At 34.9% G+C, this 18,927-nt stretch carries 14 protein-coding genes and 1 riboswitch; of the genes, 10 read left to right on the forward strand and 4 right to left on the reverse strand.

Translation table 11 applies throughout. From position 1 onward, the window contains the following. Positions 1 to 84 precede the first annotated feature (84 nt). The gene (locus PSA_RS09110) at positions 85 to 2,268 is read right to left on the reverse strand and encodes a M4 family metallopeptidase (protein ID WP_052379935.1); all 2,184 of its coding nucleotides are present in this window, start codon (positions 2,266 to 2,268) and stop codon (positions 85 to 87) included. Between the two features lie 327 nt (positions 2,269 to 2,595). Then, a complete protein-coding gene (locus tag PSA_RS09115) occupies positions 2,596 to 3,744 on the reverse strand; it encodes a M20 family metallopeptidase (protein WP_042144631.1) in 1,149 nt (382 codons plus the stop codon). 217 nt (positions 3,745 to 3,961) lie between these two features. On the opposite strand from PSA_RS09115, the gene PSA_RS09120 reads away from it, so the two are divergent. The 5 genes from PSA_RS09120 (at position 3,962) to PSA_RS09140 (ending at position 10,171) form a co-directional block, all read left to right on the forward strand. Then, complete coding sequence (locus PSA_RS09120; protein ID WP_042144634.1) at positions 3,962 to 4,885, forward strand: RimK family alpha-L-glutamate ligase; 924 nt, start codon at positions 3,962 to 3,964, stop codon at positions 4,883 to 4,885. Position 4,886: 1 nt separating this feature from the next. Further along, complete coding sequence (locus PSA_RS09125) at positions 4,887 to 6,275, forward strand: RimK family alpha-L-glutamate ligase (RefSeq protein ID WP_042144637.1); 1,389 nt, start codon at positions 4,887 to 4,889, stop codon at positions 6,273 to 6,275. A gap of 74 nt (positions 6,276 to 6,349) precedes the next feature. Next, the gene (locus PSA_RS09130) at positions 6,350 to 9,016 is read left to right on the forward strand and encodes a M14 family zinc carboxypeptidase (protein WP_042144639.1); all 2,667 of its coding nucleotides are present in this window, start codon (positions 6,350 to 6,352) and stop codon (positions 9,014 to 9,016) included. Positions 9,017 to 9,114: 98 nt separating this feature from the next. Then, the gene (locus PSA_RS09135; protein WP_042144641.1) at positions 9,115 to 9,579 is read left to right on the forward strand and encodes a YbaK/EbsC family protein; all 465 of its coding nucleotides are present in this window, start codon (positions 9,115 to 9,117) and stop codon (positions 9,577 to 9,579) included. A gap of 88 nt (positions 9,580 to 9,667) precedes the next feature. After that, on the forward strand, positions 9,668 to 10,171 hold the full coding sequence (locus PSA_RS09140; RefSeq protein WP_052379936.1) for an EamA family transporter: 504 nt from the start codon (positions 9,668 to 9,670) through the stop codon (positions 10,169 to 10,171). 318 nt (positions 10,172 to 10,489) lie between these two features. Here PSA_RS09140 and PSA_RS09145 read toward each other — a convergent pair whose 3' ends face one another. Then, the gene (locus PSA_RS09145; protein ID WP_052379937.1) at positions 10,490 to 12,313 is read right to left on the reverse strand and encodes a M20/M25/M40 family metallo-hydrolase; all 1,824 of its coding nucleotides are present in this window, start codon (positions 12,311 to 12,313) and stop codon (positions 10,490 to 10,492) included. A 254-nt stretch (positions 12,314 to 12,567) separates the two neighbouring features. Here PSA_RS09145 and PSA_RS09150 point away from each other — a divergent pair, with 254 nt between their 5' ends. From PSA_RS09150 to PSA_RS09160, 3 genes are all read left to right on the forward strand, one after another. After that, the gene (locus PSA_RS09150; protein ID WP_052379938.1) at positions 12,568 to 14,649 is read left to right on the forward strand and encodes a TonB-dependent siderophore receptor; all 2,082 of its coding nucleotides are present in this window, start codon (positions 12,568 to 12,570) and stop codon (positions 14,647 to 14,649) included. A 74-nt stretch (positions 14,650 to 14,723) separates the two neighbouring features. Then, entirely contained in the window at positions 14,724 to 15,803 is a 1,080-nt protein-coding gene (locus tag PSA_RS09155; RefSeq protein WP_042144643.1) for a DUF418 domain-containing protein, read from the forward strand. A gap of 90 nt (positions 15,804 to 15,893) precedes the next feature. Next, positions 15,894 to 16,346, forward strand: coding sequence for a hypothetical protein (locus tag PSA_RS09160; protein ID WP_042144645.1), 453 nt, complete (start codon positions 15,894 to 15,896; stop codon positions 16,344 to 16,346). 107 nt (positions 16,347 to 16,453) lie between these two features. Here the strand turns inward: PSA_RS09160 and ribB are convergent, their stop codons facing one another. Beyond that, the gene (ribB, locus tag PSA_RS09165; protein ID WP_042144648.1) at positions 16,454 to 17,107 is read right to left on the reverse strand and encodes a 3,4-dihydroxy-2-butanone-4-phosphate synthase; all 654 of its coding nucleotides are present in this window, start codon (positions 17,105 to 17,107) and stop codon (positions 16,454 to 16,456) included. Positions 17,108 to 17,208: 101 nt separating this feature from the next. Further along, a riboswitch (FMN riboswitch) is annotated at positions 17,209 to 17,368 on the reverse strand. A 161-nt stretch (positions 17,369 to 17,529) separates the two neighbouring features. On the opposite strand from ribB, the gene PSA_RS09170 reads away from it, so the two are divergent. Together PSA_RS09170 and PSA_RS09175 are read left to right on the forward strand one after the other, a co-directional pair. Then, entirely contained in the window at positions 17,530 to 18,165 is a 636-nt protein-coding gene (locus tag PSA_RS09170; protein WP_042144651.1) for an MBL fold metallo-hydrolase, read from the forward strand. A gap of 103 nt (positions 18,166 to 18,268) precedes the next feature. Next, a complete protein-coding gene (locus PSA_RS09175; protein WP_042144653.1) occupies positions 18,269 to 18,886 on the forward strand; it encodes a cold shock and DUF1294 domain-containing protein in 618 nt (205 codons plus the stop codon). The last annotated feature ends 41 nt before the right edge of the window (positions 18,887 to 18,927 follow it).

Here is an 18,927-nt window from a genome sequence, read left to right on the forward strand (position 1 = left end):
TTATATGCAACTAGATAAGTTAAAAAACCTATATTGCAAGCAATATAGGTTTGATGAAACGTTCGGGAAATTTAAAACGAATTTTTAAAAAGTCATAGACCAACGGTTAATTTTGCCTGTATCCCAAGATGCACTATCAACAGCTTTTAGTTGCCAAGTACCTGTTGTGTCAGTGCCATTTAAGGTCACAGAGTAAGTTTTTTTAATATCATTAGTGCTACCACCTGAATTATTATGCAGTACATAACTTACACCGCTCGGGCTAATTAAACTTACTTTTAAGTCACCTTTATATGTATGACTAATATCAACATCTACACTTACACTTGATGCATTGCCAATATCAGCGACTGCGATATCACTAGTAACGCCAGATGCATTGTTATCAGGTATTGAGTAACTTTGATTATTTTCAAAAGTACCTGTACCACCGCCACCAGAGCCACCTTCAGTGTAACTTGCAACTAAAGTAGCACCTGAATAAGCCGCGTATCCATCTAACATCGCGGAATAACGCACTGTTGCTGGCGCTGCAACTGTACAGCTTTCAGTATTACCATTTTTGTATGGGCGACAGTCATAGTTTGATTTTGAAGCTGTGCTGCCAGCTTTCATATATAAGTCGGCATCACCGCTACCACCACTGATCTGAACAGCTAAATCAGTTGCACTTGCTGGTACATCAATATAGTAAAGAGTTTGAGAGTCTTTGCTACCTGAAACTGTTATACCAACACCATTTTCTAGTTGAGTTTCAGTGTCACCGCCACCTCCGCCACCACATGTCGCGTCTACACCAACAGTATTAAAGGCTGTAATAACATGATCTGCATTATAACTTGCATCTGTAGCCGCACGTTTTACTCCACAAGCCGCCTCATCAAATGTTGTATTAGCAGTCCAGTATAACTGGTTTGCTCTAAGCATAACCTCAAATGCTTTTTTTGTGTCCCAACCAGCCGTGTTTGCAAGTAAGTAGAAAGCACGATTAAATACACCACTTGAATGATGCACATCTATACCATTGTAATAGTTTGATGCGTGGCCAATAGAGCTGCCATCTTGCGTTGGATCTTGAAAGTAGCGTAAAGAACCTTGTCCTTTAAATATTTGCGCGCCTACTAACCAATCGTTAGATCCTTGCATAAAGAATTCAGCAGCTTCACCAGCCATATCAGAGAAGGCTTCATTAATACCACCTGATTGATTGCTATAAACTAAACCTGAATTTTGCTCAGTAAAACCATGGCTTACTTCATGAGCAGAAACATCCAGACTTACAAGTGGATAGAAAGTATTTGCGCCATCACCAAATGTCATTGCTGAACCATCCCAGAATGCATTTTCATAATTACTAGAATAATGAACGCGCATTGTTAATTGGAAAGTTAAAGGGGCAGTGCCATACCAATCATTATATAAATCAAAAACAACGCCACCAAAGAAGTGTGCATCATTTAATGGCGCGTAAGCCCCATTGATTTGTTGAAATGTATTTTTTGGACAGCTATAACTGTATGCTGAAGAACCTGATGTTGAACCGTTTAAATTCACAGTCTTTACATTCGCGTTATTCATAGTACATGTATTACCTGACTGAGTGACATCTAAGAATCCAAAGTCTGTACCATATTCATATTGACCTGTTTTTTCATTTCCTCCAGGGCCTGTTCCCACTAGTGCATGAGCCAGACCTTCCCATTGTTTGATGATTTCACCCGTATTGGCATCCATAATAGCAAATGGGCGTGTAGGTTGTTTATGTGCATTGAAGTAGGAAAGCTCATAAACAAGACGAGCTTCTTGATGATCATCTAAATAAACGTAAAGCTGTGATTTTTTATTTTCGGCTTTAACCTTTATTGTGCTTTGTGAGATTAACTTTCTCATCGCCTGTTCAGCAGAAAGTGTTACAGCAGTAGAAATAATATCTTGTTCTATATTAGTGAGTACTTGACCTACGCTTGCTTGCATCAAGCCAAAGCTATTAGATTGGGCAACAATGGCACTGTTATAAACCGGGATCCCTTTATATTGTTGTTGATATCTCGCTTTTACATTACCGTTTTTTAATACAACTGTTCGAACTTCTTTCATTTGGTAGTCATTTGGCAAATTAAGCTGTTGGCTAATGCTTTGTTGTATAACAGAATTAGCTATATTGTTATTAGCGCTTATTTGCTGTGCATCTTGCCACTGTGCTGCATGTGTATTCATACTTAAAATGATACCAACGGCTACAGGAGCAAATTTAAATACATTTTTCATCTTAAATCCTTAAAGAAATTTTATTGTTTATGTCACATAACAAAGCACGTTAAGTACCTTGATAGAGGTGTCCCTATTTGTAAAACTAAAATGTATTAAAAGAAAGTTAATTTACAATGTATTAACATTGTATGGTAGGTATTGATGTTGAATTTACTTTAATAGTTGTTGTTCTTTTATTGTCTTGAGAATATAAGGATTTTTTGGTGTGTGTGAAAACTAACCAATTTGTTTTATTTTAAATGTTGCTTTTTTGTTGTTTTTACAGAATATGAATAAGTGTAATCTATCGACTGATTTATTCAGTCGATAGATTACATTAAAACGTTAAGCAGATTGCATTTTTTTTACTGAGCTATCGGAGTGTGTATCATAATTGGGGTTTGATAATTGAATTAAAATTTGACTCATCTCATTGATACGTCTTATAAAACTTTTTTTACAAGCGCGTTCGTGTATTGTGTGGTCGCCATCACCAAATGGTCCAAAGCCATCTAATGTTATTAACCCAGCTTCAGACATGGTATTAGCATCACTTACTCCACCACGTGATTCAGTAGGTAACGTGTAACCAATGGCTGTATTGATAAAATCTAATAATGCTTTTTGTTTTGGGGTTGATGACATGACATCTCTTTGCACACCTCCACTTATGTTGATTTTAACGCCTTCAACTTTGGCATGATCGACTATATGATAGATATTCTCCAATACGCGCAGTTTTTCATTAAAACAATTAAAACGAGCTTCAACAATTAAACTTGCTTTTGGAGAGATGGTGTTAGCGCCGATACCACCTGCGCATTTACCCACATTAACAGTGGTTTGTTGTTTTAAATCAGTCAAAGCAGTTAAGTCTATGATCATATGAGCAGCTGCTAAATTAGCATTAATGCCATTGCTATATTCATTTCCTGCATGAGCTGCTTTACCTTTAATTTCGATATTAAAAGTTGCAACGCCTTTTCTTGCTATGACAACCTCATGGTCTTTACCCGCAGCTTCAAATACAAAACAATAATCATAGTTTGCAGCTAATTGACTTGAAAGGGACTTACTATCATCACTACCTGTTTCTTCATCACTCACAAGCAGCATATCAACATTATAAATGTCACCAAGTTGTTTTTTTAACTCTCTCAATGCATTTAATGCAACAAAGTTACCACCTTTCATATCACATACTCCAGGTCCATAAACCCAGTTATCGTCTTGAGAAAAACCTTCAAATGTCCCAGGTGGATAAACCGTATCTAAGTGACCTAGTAACAATATTTTTTTGCCAGGCTTTTTTTTGGACTTAAATAAAATATGATCGCCTATGAGTGCTCTTTCAAATGTTTGAGCTTCAAAGCCCAAAGGAGCCATCCAAGATTTAAAAACATCTGCATTTTGATCTATTCCGCATTTATTTTTGCTGTATGAATTGATATTGATTAGTTTTTCAAGCTCAGAAAAATTCATTGATTTAGTCATTAATTAAGCCTTCCATAGTGATTTCTATTGTGATGTATCACTGTATTTAAATATAAAAGTTTAAATTTTAAGTTTCATTTTTGTGACCGTTTAATGAACAATTTAGTGATTTTATATTGCTTCAACTAACTGTCATAAAACTAGATTTTAATAGGGATAACAAAAACACTTATTGGTTAAGCTTAATTGGCAACAAAGGCTTTAAAGGAGATAAAGGATGGCAATAGCAAATGTTGGTTTGTGGTTATATGAAAATGGTGGCGGAAGTCAAATTCAAACGAAAATGGTCGATGCGCTTAAGCAAAGAGATATTAACTGTGTTACAGGGCTAAACTTGAGAGATGCTTATGCCAGAGATGGCAATATATTTTGTAATGGTATCATAATGGAAGAGCTTGATTTGTTTTTAAGTTATAACGCAGGACAGCAGAGCCAATATCAATTGTATTTATATGAAGCCATTAGTCAGAGTATTCCTACCATAAATAATTATGCAGCATTTGCATTGTCTGAAGATAAATTTAAAACGGCACATCTACTAAATAATCACTCTATTGCTACCCCTGAATATCGCTTATGTCATAAAAATGATACCCACGGTTTAAAAAAAGCCATTAAAGACTGGGGAGGGAAGCTTGTTTACAAACCAACTGATGGTTGGGGCGGTGTCGGTATTGTAAAAATTGAAGGGGAGCAAGCCCTTGATATGTTATTACCTTTTTTAAGCCGAACTGATTTACGTTATTTTTATCTTGAGCGTTTTATTGATTATGACAATACGGATTACCGCATTGATATTGTTGATGGACAACTCGTCGGTTGTTATGGCCGAAAAGCGCCAAAAGATGATTGGAAAACAAATATTACTTCTGGTGGCAGCATTTTTGTTCGAGAACCAAATGATCAAGTTGTTAACCTTGCTAAGCGGGCCGCTGATTTAGCTGGTTTGGAGATAGCTGGTGTAGATTTAATCTATGACCGTGAACAAGAGCGCTATGTGGTACTAGAAATTAATAGCATTCCAGCATTTGCTACACCAGAGCAAGAAAAACTAGGGCTTAATTTTAATAATAAAAAATTAGACGCGATTGTTAATTTAATTGATCGAACTGTTTCTCAATCTACCTCAAAGGTTGCGTAAAATGAAAAATAAAAACTCTTTACCTAAACTAGGCTTTTTGTATTTAAACCACGTTATGCGCTTTTTTGATAAGTCTAACTTTAAGGGCTGGCCAAACAAAATTGAGCAAGTCACTTATCGTTGGGGTAAAGATAAACAACGTTTTATAGATGAAATAAAAACAAAAAAAATAGATGTATTAATAGGTAATATTCCGGCGACAGCATATGAAACATTTAGAGAAATCGCAAAAGCATTACCTCATGTTGAATTTGTACCCTCACTAGATGCACAGTTTTCAAATAAATCAAAAGAAAATGTAACGCACTTTTGTAATAAATATAATTTGCCAGCACCTAAAACAAGTATTTTTTATGTACCTGATCGTGCAGAGAAATATCTGAAAAAAGCGACATATCCTAAAATTATAAAGCGGTCTTTTGGGCCATCAAATTATGGTGGATATTTTGTACATAAAGTTGACAGCTATGGTGAAGCAAAAGCTTTATTAAATAAACGTAAATACTACCCAGTATATGTTCAAGATTTTGTTCCTATGGAAGCCGATATTCGAGTGATGCTAATAGGGCATAAACCTGTGTGTGCTTTTTGGAGAAGACCACCAGAAGGTGAATGGCTAACAAATACCAGCCAAGGCGGCAGTATGGATTATGCAAATGTGCCTAAAAATGTATTAAAACTGGCTATTGAAACCTCTAAAGCGGCTAATGCTGAGTATTGGGCATGTGACATTGCGTTAGGTAAAAATGGTCAGATTTATATTTTAGAGTGTGCAACTGCCTTTGCTGCTTTTCCTTATATTCGCGATTGGATCGGTCAATACCTGATGTGGAAGTATTCAAATGGGCAATTTAAAGCGCCTCATATTCCTATGTGGAACTGGGAAGAATTAGGCAAGATCAATGTCAGTCTGCTTAGAACTATGAGGCATATTACATTTGGCAAGCATACGCCGAGTTGTGATAGCAATGAGTTGTTTAATCAATTAGATGAATTTGGTTATCCAGTGATGCGAATTGAGCAAAATAATGGTGAAGAATGGCCTAGTGATGTATGGAATTTTCAAGATAACTTTCAGCTAAATAATCCTGAATTATTTACTCAACCAGCGCCCATTCAAGTGAGTAAAGATGAAAGTTGTGATTCTTTGGTCTTAGAAACACCAGACGATCAAACTGCCATATCGCAATTAAGTTTAATGTCATTTTTCACAAGTATTAAAGGTATAGGCAATAAAATGGCACAAGAAATTGTAAATACCTTAGGAACGCAGGGCGTTGTTGACGCGTTGCAAAACAACCCTCAAAAGTTATGTGAAATAAAAAATGTTAAGGCCAAGAAATTAGAAGTGATTCAATCTCATTGGGCACAATTTAGTAAAGATTTATAAATTGTGGCACTAGGGCAGCTTTTAAATTTGAAGTTGCCCATTAAAAATTTTTGATAATCAATAAAAGTATCCTTATGAAAATACAATACGCGTCATATCAAGAAACCATCGACTTCTTACAGCATGCGATGAATCAACACCCTAATTTAATTCGATTACACAGTATCGGAGAAACGTGGGAAAATCGTCCAATAATGATGGCAACTATATCAATTGATGTTGCCTTCTCCGATGAAAAACCAGGTTTATTGTATACGGGCTCTATTCATGCCAGAGAGTGGATTGGCAATGAGTTGGCGATTAAATTCATTAAGTATATTTTGGATAACTACCGTGTTAATCCTAAGCTAATGGATACTTTAACCCGTAATACACTTTATATGGTGCCATGTTTAAACCCCGACGGTTTTGAGTATTCACGTAATCATTTTTCATTTTGGCGTAAAAATAGACGAGTAAATGGCGATGGGTCTTATGGCGTTGATTTAAATCGTAACTTTGATTCAAAATTTAGAAAAGGAGGCGATAGTAATAGCAATACTTATGGCGGTCCTTATCCTTTCTCTGAGCCTGAAACTCGGGCCATTCGAGATTTTGTTGAAACACATTCAAATATAACAGTATCCCTTGATTATCATTCACAAGGGAATGTGTTTTTTCCTGCCCATAAATTTAATCATGAAGTTGAGATAGAGGGCACAGATCTTAATATCTTATGTGCCAATATGAATAATGAAATTAAGAAAGTAACTGGCAGACAATACGGTATTCATAGAGGAAAGCCACCCGCTAATTTAATTAGAGGCAGTGGACGTGAATATTATTATTCGAAGGGGATATTAGCGGTTGTTGTTGAAGTGGGTACGCGTAATATTCCTGATTATATGCAAAACATGGCGCAAAGTATTGATGAAAATATCCCAGCCTTGATACATGCTTTATCTGAAGCAATTAATTATTCTCAGCTTGCTCCTAAGCGAATAGAAGGGTTTACGATTAAAGAAATCGGCACAGATACAGCAACGCTTGAGTGGGTTTGCCCTGTTAAAGATGATTTGTACTTTGAAATATATCGTAGCGAAACAAATAAAAATATGTGCAATGAGCAAACTTTAGTGGCTATCACTAAGTCATCAGAGTTTACAGACGTACAGTTAAAAAGTGGGCAGAGTTATTTTTATAATATTAGAGCTGTTGATAAAGTAACAAAAATTAAATCGCCTTTTAGCCCAGAATTACGTTTAAAAACCAAGTTAGCAAGTAATGAATTTTCTATGACTTTATTCCCTGCAAAGCAAGATGTGGGTTATTTAGCGCAAAATTACACTAATAAAAATAAAGAACATTTTGGTTATAACTCAATGTTTATCGGGGTGAATAAAAAACGTGGTATTAGTTACGGTGTAATACGTTTTGATTTAAGTAACTTACCAGAGCGCAGCATGATTAAAAATGCCAAGTTCTCTCTTTACCCAATGAATCGTGTTAATGCAAAAATTGAGAAGTTTGGTGAATGGTCGATTGATATCTTAGATGCGAGTCAAATAATTGATATTTATGATTATGATGAAATAGCCAATGCAGATAGTATTTGTAGTTTAGGTCAAACAATAGAGTCAGATAAAATGACACAAGGCATTTGGAGTAAATGGCAGTTTAATGGCGTAGAACGTAATGTATTAGATCAACTTATTTTAAATAAAAACCAAGAGATTTTATTGAGGATCAAAGGGCCAACAAGCTTGCCTTTAGGTAATGATTCTCAAATGATGCAGTTTGATATTGGTTACGGGCCTTTTGGAAGTGGTTTACATTATCGCCCTTACTTAGATATAATTTATTCGCAGCCGCCTAAAATTATAGAGATGAGTCCTGCTGTACTTAATACAATTCATCCTGAATTTGTACAAAGTGATCAACTTAAATCAGGGTTTGATCAGCAAGGTAAAATTGTATACGGACAAATGGCATTTGCACTAGATGTTTTGCCAAACTCAGATATCACAGTGATCACACAAGCATATTTACAACTCAATAATAAAAATTATTTAACAACATCAAAAGATATTAGATTTACCATTGAACTGGTGGAGCTTAAAGATGTTGATTATAAAAGTGTGAAACAAAGAGAAAAAATTGAGTATATTGGCTATGAAATTTCTAATGAGCTGCTTAAAGATAAATCTCAGCATCATTTCATATTTGATAGCTATTCAATGCAAGCATTAGAGCGGCTACATTGTGAAAATAAACCTTTCTACTTTATTATTCGAGCAACAGCAGAATCACAAGCGACTAATGCACTTGTTGATTTTCATGGTGATAACGAAGAGTTTAAAGCTAAGCTTATTATTAATTATCTAGAGCGTCGAAAATACGCTTTAGCACAGCCTACAAACTTAGAGGCTTTGATTGAAAATAAACAAGTTAAATTGACTTGGCAAAACCCAGATGATTCTGATTTTGTAGGTTCTTTTGTTGTACGAAATCGATTTCATCCGCCAAAGTCACCTTTTGATGGTGTAAAGATTTATGGCGGCAAAGACGAATATACATTTGATAACTTTGGTAATGCAAACATCCCTAAGTATTATAGTGTATTTAGTTATGATAATGTCCCAAACTATTCTGCTCCAACAGCAATTTATTATGCTCAAACACAGAGTATTAACTTAGAAGAGTTAGATGATGACTTGCCACATGAGTTAGAAGATGAAGATATGTTTTTAGGTGATGATTAACACTTTGATATGGGTGTAAGCGGGAATTTATCCCGCTTGCTAATTATATTTTTACAATTATGATACCCAACATGATTTATAAGTTGTCTATATGAACGATGAGTATCACAGAAAACCTAAGAGCATTATTAGAAAATAACAATATTAGTTATAAAGAAGTTGACCATGAAGCTGCAGCAACCTGTGAAATATCAGCCCAAGCCAGAGGCGAAGATATAAAAATAGGTGGTAAAACATTATTGTTTAAAGATAAAAAAGGTTTTCATCTATTTGTTATTTCAGCACAAAAACAGGTAGATTCTAATAAAGTAAGAAAGATCCTTAAAACACAAAAACTCAGATTTGCCACCGAAGAAGAGTTAAAAGATATCTGCTATGTTGAAAAGGGGGCTTTACCGCCTTTTGGTAAACCTATCTATCCATATGATTTATATTTAGATGAATCAATTTTATATAATGAAAAAATTGCATTTAATGCCGGCATATTAACAAAGTCATTTATATTAAATACACAAGATTATTTAACTTTAATACAACCACAATATTGTGAGTTTGCTAAATAGCTCAGAATCTTTGGGGGTTTCAATTCTAGGCATGTTATGTCAGTTATGGTTACTCCCTTAAAAGTTAACATAATGGTATAAACCATAGATGAATCAAAATTATATAAAAACGATTAGCTTTACGGTATTTGCATTATTTGCTTTTGCTGGTAACTCTGTTTTATGCCGACTCGCATTAGGTGAAAACTTAATAGATTCAGCCAGTTTTACTGTGATCAGGCTGTTATCTGGCATTATGATTTTATTTTTGATTTTAATACTTAAAAATAAAGCGATTAATAAAAAGAACCATATAAGAACTAAGGGCAGTTGGTTAGCTGCAACCATGTTGTTTATATATGCGATTTGCTTTTCCTTAGGTTATATCATCTTAGATACTGGCGTTGGGGCACTTATTTTATTTGCTTCAGTGCAAATCTCGATGCTAATCGTAAATTTGATAAAAGGGAATAAGCTTCACTATAGTGAATGGTTGGGTTTAATAATTTCATTTGTTGGCTTTATATATTTAGTTTCACCCACCTTAATGACACCTTCAATATCAGGTATTATTTTGATGGTTTTATCTGGTATATTGCTCTTAATGGGTTAAGTGTATCTCAAGCTACAGTTGTTCAACTTGGTGTGCCTATCATTGCTGCTATCGGCGGCGTCATTTTTGCTAATGAGATCATCACACAAAGACTAGTTTTATCATCTTTCGTAGTCTTAGGTGGTATTTTATTGGTGATACTGGGTAAAAAATATCTCAGAAAATAGGTCAATAAAATAATAGAAGCAACTGGTGAACAGCTGCTTCTTAAACCACGTAGCTTCAAAATACCGGTTTCAGTATTGCTTAGAAGTTTCTAAAGTGTTTCTAACGCCAGAAGAATCCTAAATTTTTAGCTGGCTTGGATATATGTTGAACTTAATATTGCCAAGTTAAATTTAAACCTGAAAAGCCTGAGTAGGCATAAACCCCAATATGCCATGTTCCAGCTTGTGGATTTGTTTGAGTACAAGCCTCACTGTTGCCATTTTTATAAGGCCGACATACATAGCTTGTTTTTGTAGGCTGATTACCTTGTTGAAGATATAAATCAGCATCGCCACTACCATCTTTTATTGAAACATTTAAACTTGAAGTGCCTGCAGGTACTGCTACTTGGTAATAAAGCCAATTGCCAGTGCTCGCTGATAAATTGGTTTCACTGCCACTATTACCACCTGTATTGCCAAGCTCATAAGAAGCTTTTAAAGATAAGCCACTATAACTACTATAAGCATTCAATTGAACAAAGTACTCACCAGCGACATTTTCAGTGAAATTACATGTTTCATTATTACCATTTTTATATGGGCGACAATCGTAATTAGTACTGGTTGGTTCTGCGCCTTTTTTAATATATAAATCGGCATCACCCGTACCAGAAGAGCTTGCAATTGTGACTGAAGTGGCTGCATTAGGTACGATAAATTTATAATTTTTAATGCTATTTTTGGCGCCCGATAAATTAGTTACTGGGATATTATTCTCTAACGTTGGCGACTCTTGAATTGCGATATTAAAACCCATTTCGATTGCAAAACTAGTGGCGAGCTTTGCAAAATTTAGTGCATGTTCAGCAGTGGTATCTAATTTATCTGGTGTATCATTGGCAGTATGGATATGTGGATTATACGCATTCATTTTTGATTCAAAGGGCATTGCAGCTGGGTATCCTTTATTGTGCCACGAAGCATGATCTGAGCAACCATAGCCACATGTACTAAATGCATAATTTACATTTGGCTGATATACATCAAGCAATTGTGTTAAATAAGTATTTAATCCTGAATCAGTATAATCATCCATAAATACAATATCTTCTGGACCACCTATGTAACCTGTCATATCTAATTGCATGACAGCAAGAACGTTATCATTATTGTTAGCAGCGAGTGTTGCTATTTCTCCACTTCCTCTTAAACCTACTTCTTCCGCTGCGTAGCCAATAAATTTAATAGTACGTTTTGGCTGTTCTCCAGTTGCCAAAAATACAGTTAATACTTCTGTTAAAGTGGCAATACCAGATGCATTATCATCAGCACCTGGTGCGATAGTGGTCTCCCCTGTTGATGTACCGCTAATTGAATCTAAATGACCACCAATAATGATAATTTCATCTGGTTTTTCACTACCTTCTAAAGTGAGAATAACTGAGTTCTGCTGCCATGCGCTATGGTTAAATGCTGTTACGGTCGCCCAGTTAATATTTTTTGATAAGTTATGCCAACGATCCTCTATTGAGTTTGCAGCATTGACCCCATGGCTTGTTTGATAGTACCGGTTGGTAAATGCTGATAAGTCATTAATTGTGTTCTTAATATTATTAGCATTTAGCTGACTTAACGCATTTGTTACTTTGATATTTTGATTGATAACAGGTGGAATAAAGCTTGCCAAAGTTGAAGGCAGTAAGCTGGCTGCAATAGCATCTTGTTTTGATGAATGCACGGTAAAACCACCACAGCGCCTGTGTTCATCGTGCATTAGTTTACTTAGCTGAATGACATTCTTATCATCAAATTTAGCAATTACTTTTTGAGTTTGTGATATAGATTGTGCATTACTTTGAATTTTTGCATTTACTTTTTGAAGGGTTTTTATTGAATCAGCATCGGCTGTGATCCAAAGTTCTTTGGCAAAGCTCGGTGAGGTAATCAATGCTAGCGTACAACAAATTGATATGGCTTGGATCTGTGTTGTCATTATTATTTTCCTTAAAATTTAGCCAAAACGAATATCGTTTTGTAGCTAAAGTAAATACAACAATTGCCAACACTACATTGTTAAAATATCTTTAATATATTGTAATTTTAATGTTTATTTCCATGTTTTCGGAATCTATTTCTACACTTTTATACATTTACATACAGTATTTGACAAAGCCACTACACATTTCTGACATTATTTTGCTTTGAATTCATCTAAATTATATGCAAATTAACTACAGGGATGACCTAATGACATCATCAAAAATACAATTTAAGCTATCAGCACTCGCGATATTTATGAGTGCTAACTTTCATAATGTGAATGCTCAAGAAGTACTTGAAACAAAACAAATAGAGCGAATTGAAGTGCAAACTAAGCGAAGTAGTGTTTTAACCCAGATCACTGATGATGCACAAAAATTAACAAGTATGCCTGGCGCGATGGGTGATCCGTTGCAAGCCGTTTATGCACTACCTGGTGTGGTTGCTGCTGGTGGCGCTATGAGTGAACCTGCAGTGAGAGGCTCTGCACCAAGTGATAACTTATTTGAAGTTGACTTTATGCCTGCTGGGTATATTTTTCATGACTTTGGCTCTTCTATATTTAATAAATATATCATTCAAGATTTTCAATTATATTCAGCGAGCTATGGCACCAGTTATAGCAATGCAACAGGTGCTGTATTTGATGTCTCTTTAAGAAACCCCAAGTATCAACCGCTTAAAACAACATTAGATTTTACTATGTTTAATGCGGGCATTTTTACCGAAGGACAATTAACAGAGAACACTGCATTTTACTTTTCGGCCCGTAAAAGTACCTTGCCTTTATTTTTTGAAGAAGGTGAAGAGTTAGAAGATGATGATGGAGAGCTTACAGGTGTAACAGTTAATCAAGCGCCTGATGATCATGATTATCAGGGTAAACTAATATGGGATGTGAATCATAATAATATGTTTACCTTCTCATTTACCGGTGCAGAAGATAGCGCCAAGGCTAACTTTAATCAACGTGCAGAGCTAGCATTAAAAAATCCAGAATATCAGGGTGATGCTACGTTTAGCAGAGGATTTAATAGCCAAAATATTTTATGGGATCATTATGGAGAAGGTTTCCATTTGAAAGTGGGTATAGGCTCTTTAAGTGAAACTGGCAAGTTTGAATATGGTAGAGGTCAAACTGATGGTGGGTTTTATGAAAATGAAACTGAAAAACAAATTACATATAAAGCCAGAGTAAATTATCATTTTAATCAAGAGCATAGTTTTATATTTGATGCAGCATACCATGATAAAGAAATAGAGTTTAGTTATGATATGATTCAATATACGTGTACAGATATTGACCCTGATTGTACTTTAAATAAAGGCGGCAGAGTACAAGACACTAGGACAGAAGATATAGATGATCAATTTGTTGGTGTATCGCATATCTGGCAAGCCACAGATAAAATACAAACAGAGCTTGGAGCGCAATGGCAACATAACGATTATACAGATGAAACTTTTGTTCACCCGAGAGTCGCATTAAGTTATTTTGCAACAGATGAAAGTACCATCAACTTTAAATATGGCGAATATAATCGTTTACAAGATTTAGATACTATAGTGCCAGAAATCGGCAACCCTAATTTAAAGTCGCAAACAGCTCAGCATACTAGTTTAGGTTTTCAACAAGAGCTCGCAGACGAATGGAGTTGGTCAATAGAAGGTTATTATAAAACCATGTCAGATTTACCTTTGGCATTAACCGAAAATTATGCTGATTCAGATCTTTTGTATAGTAATGATGTTGAAGGACAAGCGTATGGGTTTGATTTCTTAATCAATAAGAATAAAACCGATAAATGGTATGGCTGGATGTCACTGAGTTATGCTAAAAGTGAACGTACAGACTTAAGACGTGATATCACCAGAGATTATTATACAGACACGCCTTTAGTTATGAATGTGGTGTTTAACTATCAAATTAGCGAACGTTGGAATGGTGGCTTTAATTTTACAGCGAGAAGTGGTCAAGCTTATACACCTATTACGGGGGTCACTAATAATCCAGATCATGAAGGGAAGTTTTTACCACAATATGGCGAACCTTTTTCAGAGCGTTTTGATGTTGCTCACAGGCTAGATATTCGTTTTGAAAGAAAAACAGACTTTTTTGATTTAGATGCCATGCTAATTTTGGAAGTGATGAATGTTTATGGCCAAGATAATGTCAGTTACATAGATTTGGATTACCAAAAAATACAATCGACGAATGATTTGATTATTAAAGAAGAAACGGATGACTTTGAAATGCGACCTTCTATTGGATTTAGTGTCAGTTTTTAGCATCTTCATTTAATAACTAGGCTTCAATTTATTAAATACTTGAAGCCTATTGCTTTATATCCTAGAGAGGAAATATGAATAATCGTATAGCAGGATTTGATCTTGCCCGCGCTTTGGCCATATTTGGTATGATAATTGTCAATTTTAAAATTGTGATGGGTGGTAAATACGGTAATAGTTTTTTAATGACTTTTACTGAGTTATTTGAGGGCAGGGCATCTGCATTATTTGTTGTTTTAGCGGGTATGGGTATTACATTTTTATCTCGCCACAGTCAGCTTCAAACAAGCAATTTCGAAAAATTTAGAATTCAAATATCACTATTTAAACGGGCTATATTATTAATTGGATTAGGTTATATATTTACCTTAATTTGGCCAGCTGATATTTTACATTTTTATGGTTTTTACTTTTTAATTGGCTTAGTTTCAATTAATTTGCGCGATAAAAACTTACTTAAACTGACTATCGCAATTATATTAATTTTCCCTGTATTAATGTTTTTTATTGATTACGGACATGGTTGGAACTGGAAAACGCTCAGTTATCAAAACTTCTGGAGTTTGGATGGGATATTAAGGCATCAATTTTTTAATGGATTTCATCCTGTATTTCCTTGGTCGGCATTTTTAGTCTTTGGTATGTGGTTAGGACGTCAAACTTTATTAGAACGAAAAACACAAAAGTTATTATTTTTAGTCGCTTTATCAGGATTAGTTTTTATTGAAGCGAGCTTTTACGGTTTAAGGTTGTTTGCAATTGATAACAGTGAGTTTGGATTATTAAATGATGAGGTAACTTTCTTATTTTCTACTTCAATTATCCCTCCATTACCACAATATATGATTTCAGCTGTATGTTCTTCGATGATGATTATTGTGGCATGTGTTTATATTTATCAAAACAATCAGCAATCTTATTTACTTAAATGCTTAGCTAAAACGGGGCAGTTATCTTTAAGTATTTATATCGCGCATGTTATTTTAGGTATGGGGTTAATTGAGTTGCTGGGGCTTTTTGATACTAGCTCTATAGAAATAGCATTTTTAAGTGCGATTAGCTTTTGTATTTTGAGTATTGTGTTTAGTAATGTTTGGCTTAAATTTTTTAAATTGGGACCGTTTGAAATACTGTTTAAAAAAGCAGTCAGTTAACTGTTAGTGATTTAAAAAACTCCTCCATATTTAATCCACATTTTTTGTGTAAATTTTGATTACATTAAAGGATTATCTATTTTAAGTTAAATGAGTCAAAACTATTTTAAACATAATAACTTTTTAATTAAAAGCGATAGACTTAACCCGCCTATCGTCAGTGGAAACTTCAAATCAGGTGCAGAATTAAGCCAAAAAAAGTTTAAGTTGATGTTATTTGTTTTAATTGTATTGGTTATCGCAACTTTTAAGTTGTTTTATGATTTGACTCGCATAGATTCGATAAATACACAGTTCAAGTTTGATATTTCACATCAAAATATAGCGACAAAGTATTTAAAGCGTAATTCTAATTTACAAACTATTTCAACTGAAATAAAAGAAGTCCAATTACATTCTTTTATAAAATTACCCCTTTTTGAATTAGTTGAATATGCTGTTGATATAAATAAAGCCATAGCAAAATTCTGTTCATCTAAAAATGATAAACTTGGCTTTAAATTTCCAACTTCACAATGGCAAATTTTATTTATAGCCGCCTAAAAACAGACTCACTATCCTTCGAATGCTAAAAGATATGGTTTTCTTTAGGTTTATAAAACTAAAAAGCCACATATAATATGTGGCTTAGTATTGAATATGCTTGATAACTAGCTTGCGATGGTTTGCTTTTCAGTGATATAAGAAACCAAATCTTCAATCGATAGCACAGGCATATCATGCTTATTAGCAAACTGTGTTACCTCAGGTAACCTGGCCATTGAGCCATCAGGGTTATTGAGTTCACAAATAACGCCAAAGGGACTCAATCCAGCTAGAGCCATTAAATCTACAGATGCCTCAGTATGACCTCTACGCACTAATACGCCGCCACTATTGGCTTTTAAAGGAAATACATGGCCTGGACGAGATAAATCTTCAGGTTTAGCATTTGCCTTAGTTGCTGCTTTGATTGTAGTAACACGATCAGCGGCAGATACACCTGTTGTCACCCCTTCTTTTGCTTCAATCGTCACAGTATAAGCTGTATTGTTTTGGCTAGTATTATCTTGCACCATTTGCGGAAGTTGCAGTTGTTTAGTTCGCTCATTGGTTAAACACAAACATACAATACCGCTACCTTCGCGGATCATCATAGCCATTTGTTGTGTGGTTAAGTGCTGAGCTGAAAAAACAAAGTCACCTTCGTTTTCACGGTTTTCGTCATCAACAACTAATACGCCTTTGCCTGCGCGTAATGCGGTTAATGCATTTTCGACACGAGCGTGAGGCTCGCCAAATTGAGTTAATAAAGACTGACTCATGGTAAATTCCTTAAAATTTATGATTACCAGGATCAGGGAATGTAGAGTTGCAAGTTTTTACGTATGCAAAGAAAATACACTCAGCATTAAACTGAATGTATTTTTATTCTCTCTCATCCGGACTATGACCGTCGGCTCTGGATTTTAACCAGATCTGCTGACCTTTAAATAGATTAAAATTAAACATTTAAAGCGCTCGCGGGCTGATTCAAAGTTGAATTTACCGCCGGTGGGGAATTTCGCCCCGCCCTGAGAATGTGCTTATACCAATTGTACTAATTAACTCCCGCTGGATGGGAACTTACTTAATACAATTAGTATTAATTTTTAGCGCGTATATTTTAACGCGACAAGGCTGGAATTCAAAATATAAATAATGAATAATCGACATAATTGTTTTTAGTCAAAAGAAGTTAAATTTTATGATGCAGTATAAAATCATTCCTGTTACCGCGTTTCAACAAAACTGTACCTTATTTTGGTGTGATGAAACTAAAGAGGCGGCTATTGTAGACCCAGGTGGTGATATAAATACAATTTTGGCTGAGGTTGAAAAGCAGGGCGTTACTTTAACAAAAATATTTTTAACCCATGCCCATCTAGATCATGCAGGTGCCAGTGCTGAGTTAAGTGAAAAGTTATCTTTAACAATTGAAGGGCCTCATAAAGAAGATCAGTTTTGGATTGATTTATTTCCTGAGCAAATAGCACAATTTGGTTTTCAACCCGTATCGGCATTTGTTCCAGATCGTTGGTTAGACCAAGGTGATAAAGTGACTTTTGGCAATATCACATTAGATGTATTTTTTTGCCCAGGTCATACCCCAGGCCACGTGATTTTTTATCATGAAAAAACTAAGTTAGCGCAAGTAGGAGATGTATTATTTAATGGCAGTATCGGCAGAACTGATTTCCCAAAAGGGCATCAACCAACACTTATTAAATCTATAAAAGAAAATTTATGGCCACTAGGTAATGATGTGCGTTTTATTCCAGGCCATGGTCCTATGAGTACTTTTGGAGAAGAGCGACGCTCTAACCCTTATGTCCGAGATTAATCATTAGTTTAAATTTTGATAGATACAGGTTTTATTTTATATCGAGCATATTGTATACTCTTGATTAACAAGGAAGAGTATACAATTTAATACGGAGCAAGCATTGAGGGCCAAAGGAAAATTAATTTCATGGAATGAAGAAAAAGCATTTGGCTTTATTTCTCCATTAGCAGGCGGTGCTGATATATTTATTCATATATCGGCTTTTACTAGTCGTAATTATATCCCATCACTCAATGAGATAGTCACCTATACACCATCAAAAGGTAAAGATGGTAAGCCTTGTGCTAAAAATGCAATTTTCTCGAGTAATCAGGGAAAAATTAACAAAGTAAATAACGCCAGAAAAAATCACTTTTCTATTTATCTATCGAGTTTATTTTTATTGAGTATTACTATTGCTTGGTTAATTCAAAGTTTCCCCCAAGATATTGTCATAGTTTATTGGGCATTAAGTTTTGTTACTTTTATGCTTTACGCTATAGATAAACAAAAAGCAAAAAGAGATAAGTGGCGTACTCAAGAAAGTACCTTACATATTTTATCTATTGCTGGTGGCTGGCCTGGAGCGGCATTAGCGCAACAGTTTTTAAGGCATAAATCACAAAAGTCATCTTTTAGATTTAGTTTTTGGTGCACAGTTATTGTTAATTTAGCAGTATTATCATATTGGTTTAATGACGATATTCGATATTTTATAAATCCAATTATAGGAATATAAAACTACCTAGTTCGGATAAAGACACATACTTCAAGTATGTG

This window comes from Pseudoalteromonas sp. '520P1 No. 423', from assembly GCF_001269985.1.
Lineage (GTDB): Bacteria > Pseudomonadota > Gammaproteobacteria > Enterobacterales > Alteromonadaceae > Pseudoalteromonas.

Excerpts from the sequence above, each read along its gene's own strand:
- PSA_RS09110 (WP_052379935.1), bottom strand. The coding sequence starts at position 2,268 with ATGAAAAATGTATTTAAATTTGCTCCTGTAGCCGTTGGTATCATTTTA.
- PSA_RS09115 (WP_042144631.1), bottom strand. The coding sequence starts at position 3,744 with ATGACTAAATCAATGAATTTTTCTGAGCTTGAAAAACTAATCAATATC.
- PSA_RS09120 (WP_042144634.1), top strand. The coding sequence starts at position 3,962 with ATGGCAATAGCAAATGTTGGTTTGTGGTTATATGAAAATGGTGGCGGA.
- PSA_RS09125 (WP_042144637.1), top strand. The coding sequence starts at position 4,887 with ATGAAAAATAAAAACTCTTTACCTAAACTAGGCTTTTTGTATTTAAAC.
- PSA_RS09130 (WP_042144639.1), top strand. The coding sequence starts at position 6,350 with ATGAAAATACAATACGCGTCATATCAAGAAACCATCGACTTCTTACAG.
- PSA_RS09135 (WP_042144641.1), top strand. The coding sequence starts at position 9,115 with ATGAGTATCACAGAAAACCTAAGAGCATTATTAGAAAATAACAATATT.
- PSA_RS09140 (WP_052379936.1), top strand. The coding sequence starts at position 9,668 with ATGAATCAAAATTATATAAAAACGATTAGCTTTACGGTATTTGCATTA.
- PSA_RS09145 (WP_052379937.1), bottom strand. The coding sequence starts at position 12,313 with ATGACAACACAGATCCAAGCCATATCAATTTGTTGTACGCTAGCATTG.
- PSA_RS09150 (WP_052379938.1), top strand. The coding sequence starts at position 12,568 with ATGACATCATCAAAAATACAATTTAAGCTATCAGCACTCGCGATATTT.
- PSA_RS09155 (WP_042144643.1), top strand. The coding sequence starts at position 14,724 with ATGAATAATCGTATAGCAGGATTTGATCTTGCCCGCGCTTTGGCCATA.
- PSA_RS09160 (WP_042144645.1), top strand. The coding sequence starts at position 15,894 with ATGAGTCAAAACTATTTTAAACATAATAACTTTTTAATTAAAAGCGAT.
- ribB (WP_042144648.1), bottom strand. The coding sequence starts at position 17,107 with ATGAGTCAGTCTTTATTAACTCAATTTGGCGAGCCTCACGCTCGTGTC.
- PSA_RS09170 (WP_042144651.1), top strand. The coding sequence starts at position 17,530 with ATGATGCAGTATAAAATCATTCCTGTTACCGCGTTTCAACAAAACTGT.